Annotated in this window: 4 protein-coding genes; 3 read left to right on the top strand and 1 reads right to left on the bottom strand. The window is 71.7% G+C overall.

What is annotated here, in order from left to right:
- Positions 1-1,400: DNA-3-methyladenine glycosylase 2 family protein (locus tag AC1D12_RS25485; protein ID WP_477843701.1), on the bottom strand; the 1,400-nt coding region annotated here is incomplete at its 3' end.
- A gap of 136 nt (positions 1,401-1,536) precedes the next feature.
- Between AC1D12_RS25485 and AC1D12_RS25480 the strand changes: the two genes are divergently transcribed.
- The 3 genes from AC1D12_RS25480 to AC1D12_RS25470 form a co-directional block, all read left to right on the top strand.
- On the top strand, positions 1,537-2,928 hold the full coding sequence (locus AC1D12_RS25480; protein WP_477843699.1) for a phosphomannomutase/phosphoglucomutase: 1,392 nt from the start codon (positions 1,537-1,539) through the stop codon (positions 2,926-2,928).
- Complete coding sequence (waaC, locus tag AC1D12_RS25475) at positions 2,925-3,917, top strand: lipopolysaccharide heptosyltransferase I (protein WP_477843697.1); 993 nt, start codon at positions 2,925-2,927, stop codon at positions 3,915-3,917. The genes AC1D12_RS25480 and waaC overlap by 4 nt, the downstream gene beginning before the upstream one ends.
- Before the next feature lie 8 nt (positions 3,918-3,925).
- A partial coding sequence (locus AC1D12_RS25470; protein ID WP_477843695.1) for a 3-deoxy-D-manno-octulosonic acid transferase occupies positions 3,926-4,591 on the top strand: 666 nt, incomplete at its 3' end.

The following is a 4,591-nucleotide window of genomic DNA, read 5'->3' as shown; positions in this document are numbered from 1 at the left end:
CGCTGGTTCTGCGTGCCGAACAGGGCCTTCATCGCGTTCAGCACCGCCACGTCCTTCGGCGGGAAGGCATCGGGCCAGCCGAGCGCGCGCATCGCGAGGTAGTGCGCCGTCCACGGGCCGATGCCGGGCAGCTCGGCCAGTGCGCTCATCAGCGCCTCGGGCTGGTGGGGCAGCGCGAGCAGCCGGGTCAGCTCGGGCCAGGCGTTGGCGAGCGCCTGGATCGCGCCGACGCGGCTGCGGATGATGCCGAGCTCGGCGATGCGCTCCAACGGTGCTCCAGCGAGCGCGGCCGGTGACGGGAAGCAGCGCGCCACGTCATCCCACGGCGTCGCGACCGGCTCGCCGAAGCGCTCGATCAGCCGCCGCGCCAGCGTGCGCGCCGCGGCCACCGTGACCTGCTGGCCGAGCACTGCGCGCACCGCCATCTCGAACGCGTCGATGCTGCCCGGCAGCCGCAGGCCGGGCGCGCCGGGCAGGTCGCGCAGCACGTCGTCGATGGTCTGTGGCGAGGCATCGAGGTCGAGCCAGCGCCGCACCGCCATCACGACCCGGCCGCTGTGCGGCGCGAGCGCCGGCGCGTAGCGCAGCCGCAGGCTGGCCGGGCGCGTCGGTGTCGCGTCGATGAAGGCGGCCTCGAGCCAGCCGGCCTCGGGGCCGAGCACGCCGGCGCGCACGCTGCGGCGCACGCGGGCGGCTTCCACCGCCTCGGCGCCCGGTATCGCGCGGGCGGTCAGGAAGCGCAGCATCGCCGCCGTGTCGTACGGGGAGCGGAAACCGAGCGAGACGGTCACGCCGTCGTCCGGCGACACCGACTCGCCGGCTGCATCGCCGCGCAGTCGCGTCGGGCTCATGCGGTAGCTGTCGGCGAAGGCCGCGTTGAAGCGCCGCAGGCTGCGAAAGCCGCTGGCCAGCGCGACCTGCGCGATCGGCAGCCGCGTGTCGGTCAGCAACTGCTTGGCCAGCAGCAGGCGGCGCGTCTGCACGTACTGCAGCGGCGTCACGCCATGCTCGGCCGCGAAGATGCGGCGCAGGTGGCGGTCGCTGACGCCCAGGTGCGCGGCCAGCGCGGCGATCGACGGCGTTTCTTCCTCGGCCGCGGCGTGGTCGAGCCAGTGCGCCGCCTGGCGGGCCAGCGTGCGCGATGCGTCCATCACCGTCCACGCCAGCCCCGGCCCCGGCGCCACTTCAGGTCGGCACTTCATGCACGGGCGGAAGCGGGCTGCCTCGGCCTGGGCCGGCGTGTCGAAGAACACGCAGTTCTCGCGGCGCGGCGTGCGCACGCGGCAAATCGGTCGGCAATAAATGCCGGTCGACGTGACGCCGACGAACCAGCGGCCGTCGAAGCGGGCGTCGCGGGCCTTGATGGCCAGATAGGCGGCATCGGAGTCGAAGGTAGGCATGGCGTGATCATCGCACCCTCGCGCCGCATGACTCGCCGTTTTCGGACATGTCGCGGGCCGGGCTGCGAGCCCGCGCTGGCCCGAAGGCTGCATGTCAGACGCTATCTACAATCCGCCACTCTCCAGGAGAAACCGAATGCAAGTGACTGCGTCCAACTTCAAGGCCTATGACATCCGCGGCATCGTCGGCAAGACGATCGACGAAGCGTTCGCGGAGCACCTGGGCCGCGCCTTCGGCAGCGAGGCACTGAAGGCGGGTGAGAAGGCCGTGGCCGTGGGCCGCGACGGCCGCCTGTCGGGGCCGGGCCTCGTCGCCGCGCTGATCCGCGGCCTCGCGTCGACCGGGCTCGACGTCGTCGACATCGGCGCCGTGACGACGCCGATGCTCTACTACGTGGCCGCCACGCGCGGCAAGCACGGCTGCAACAGCGGCATCCAGGTGACCGGCAGCCACAACCCGAAGGACTACAACGGCTTCAAGATGGTGCTGGCCGGCCGCGCGATCTACGGCGACGAGATCCAGGCGCTGCGCATCCGCATGGAATCGGAGCACTACACCGTGGCCACCGGCCGCACCGGCACGATGGACGTGCTGGCCGAGTACAGCGCCCGCATCGTCGCCGACTGCAAGCTGAGCCGCCCGATGAAGATCGTCGTCGACTCCGGCAACGGCATCCCCGGTGCGTCGGCGCCCGGCATCCTGCGCGCGCTCGGCTGCGAGGTGACCGAGCTGTACTCCGAGGTCGACGGCGATTTCCCGAACCACCACCCGGACCCGAGCAAGCCCGAGAACCTGGCCGACCTGATCCGCACCGTGAAGGAGACCGATGCCGAACTGGGCCTCGCGTTCGACGGCGACGGCGACCGGCTGGGCGTCGTCACCAAGGAAGGCAACATCATCTACCCGGATCGCCAGCTGATGCTGTTCGCGACCGACGTGCTGTCGCGCAACCCCGGCGGCACCATCATCTTCGACGTCAAGTGCACGCAGCGCCTCGCGCCGACGATCCGCGCCGCCGGCGGCAAGCCGCTGATGTGGAAGACCGGCCATTCGCTCGTGAAGGCGAAGATGAAGGAGCTGAAGGCGCCGCTGGCCGGCGAGATGAGCGGCCACATCTTCTTCGGCGAGCGCTGGTACGGCTTCGACGACGCCACCTACACCGCCGCGCGCCTGCTGGAGATCCTGTCGCGCAGCCGCAACCCGAGCCAGGTGCTGAACGCGCTGCCCACCAGCTTCAGCACGCCCGAGCTGAACGTGCCCTGCGCCGAAGGCGAGCCGAAGGTCGTCGTGCAGAAGCTGCTCGACGGCGCGCGCTTCCCCGGCGCGAAGGAGATCATCACGATCGACGGCCTGCGCGCCGAGTACGAAGACGGCTTCGGGCTGATCCGTTCGTCGAACACCACGCCGGTGCTGGTACTGCGCTTCGAAGGGCACACGCAGGAGGCGCTGCACCGCATCGAGGCCGACTTCATGGCCGCGCTGCGCGTGGCCAAGCCCGACGCGCAGATCGCCGCTGCCGCGCATTGACCCGCAGTGCCGTCTTCGTGCGCGTCCTGATCGTCAAGTTGTCGTCGCTCGGCGACGTGGTGCATGCGATGCCCGTCGTCCACGATATCCGGGCGGTCTACCGCAACGCGCATGTCGACTGGGTGGTCGAGCCGGGCTTCGCGCCGCTGGTGCGGCGCGTGCAGGGCGTGAGCGAGGTGATCGAATGCGCGCAGCGCCGTTGGCGGCGCGCCTGGTGGACGCGCACGGTGCGCGACGAATGGCGCGCCTTCCGCGCGCACCTGGCGCAGCACCGCTACGACGCGGTGCTCGACCTGCAGGGCCTGACCAAATCGGCCCTGGTGGCCCGCATGGCCGATGGCCCGAGCTTCGGCCTGGCGAACCGCACCGACGGTTCCAGCTTCGAGCGGCCGGCGCGCTGGCTGATCGACCAGCCGCTCGCGATGGAGCCGCACGTGCATGCGCTCGACCGCTCGCGCAAGCTGGCCGCGATGGCGCTGAACTACACGGTGCAGGGGTCGCCGCAATTCGGGCTGCGCTGCGATGCCCAGCCGCTGCCGAAACGCACGCTGGTGTTCGTGCACGGCACCTCGCGAGACGACAAGCTGTGGCCGGAGTCGCACTGGATCGATCTCGGCCGGCGTTTCATCGGCGCCGGCTGGCGCATCGCGCTGCCGCATGCCGGACCGGTGGAGCTCGCACGGGCAGAACGCCTGCAGCAGGCCTTCGGTGCCGAGGCCGAGGTGTGGCCGGCGATGTCGCTCGATGCGCTGGTCGACCGCATGGGCGCGACGCAGGGCGTGATCGGCGTCGACAGCGGGCTGAGCCACATCGCGGTCGCGCTCGGGCTGCCGCACGTGCAGCTGTACAACTTCCCGACCGCGTGGCGCACCGGCCCGCAGATCGGGCATGGCCACCGGCACCAGGTGTCGGTCGAGCGCGAGCCGACGCCGGAGGTCGACCTGGTGTGGGCCACCTGGCAGGTCGTGCGCGCCGCGTCGCGGGGATGACGGGCACCGTGGATCCCCTGCACGACGTCCCGGCCGCGACGTGGCGGCAGTCGCTCGCACGGCATGCCTATTCGCTGCTGCTGGCGTCGCTGAAGCCGGTGTACCTGCTGCGGCTGTGGCTGCGCGGCCGGGCCGAGCCGCTGTACCGGCACAAGGTGCTGGAGCGGCTGGGCGACTACCGCGAGCACCGCGACCTGCACGAGGGGCGCTGGCTCGGCGACGTGTGGGTGCATGCGGTCTCGCTCGGCGAGACGCGTGCTGCCGCGGCGCTGATCGATGCGCTGCGTGCCGAGCGGCCGGGCCTGCGGCTGCTGCTGACGCACAGCACGGCCACCGGCCGCGAAGCCGGCGAGGCGCTGCTGCGCGAGGGCGATGTGCAGGCCTGGCTGCCGTACGACACGCCGGGTGTCGTGCAGCGCTTCTTCGAGCAGTTCCGCCCGCGYGTGGGCGTGCTGATGGAGACCGAGATCTGGCCGAACCTGCTGCGGCGCGCGCAGGGCAGCGGCATCCCGATGGTGCTGGCGAATGCGCGGCTGAGCGAGAAGAGCCGGCGCCAGGGCGAGCGGCTGGCCGCGGTGCTGCGGCCGGCGGTCGAGGCGATCACGCTGGTGCTGGCGCAGACCGAGGCCGATGCGCAGCGGCTGCGCGATTCGGGCGCGCGCGAGGTCGTCGTC

This window comes from Rhizobacter sp. P1_G5 (assembly GCF_056405435.1).
Note: the sequence above shows the minus strand (reverse complement) of the source record. Positions and strands in the feature narration are given on the sequence as shown.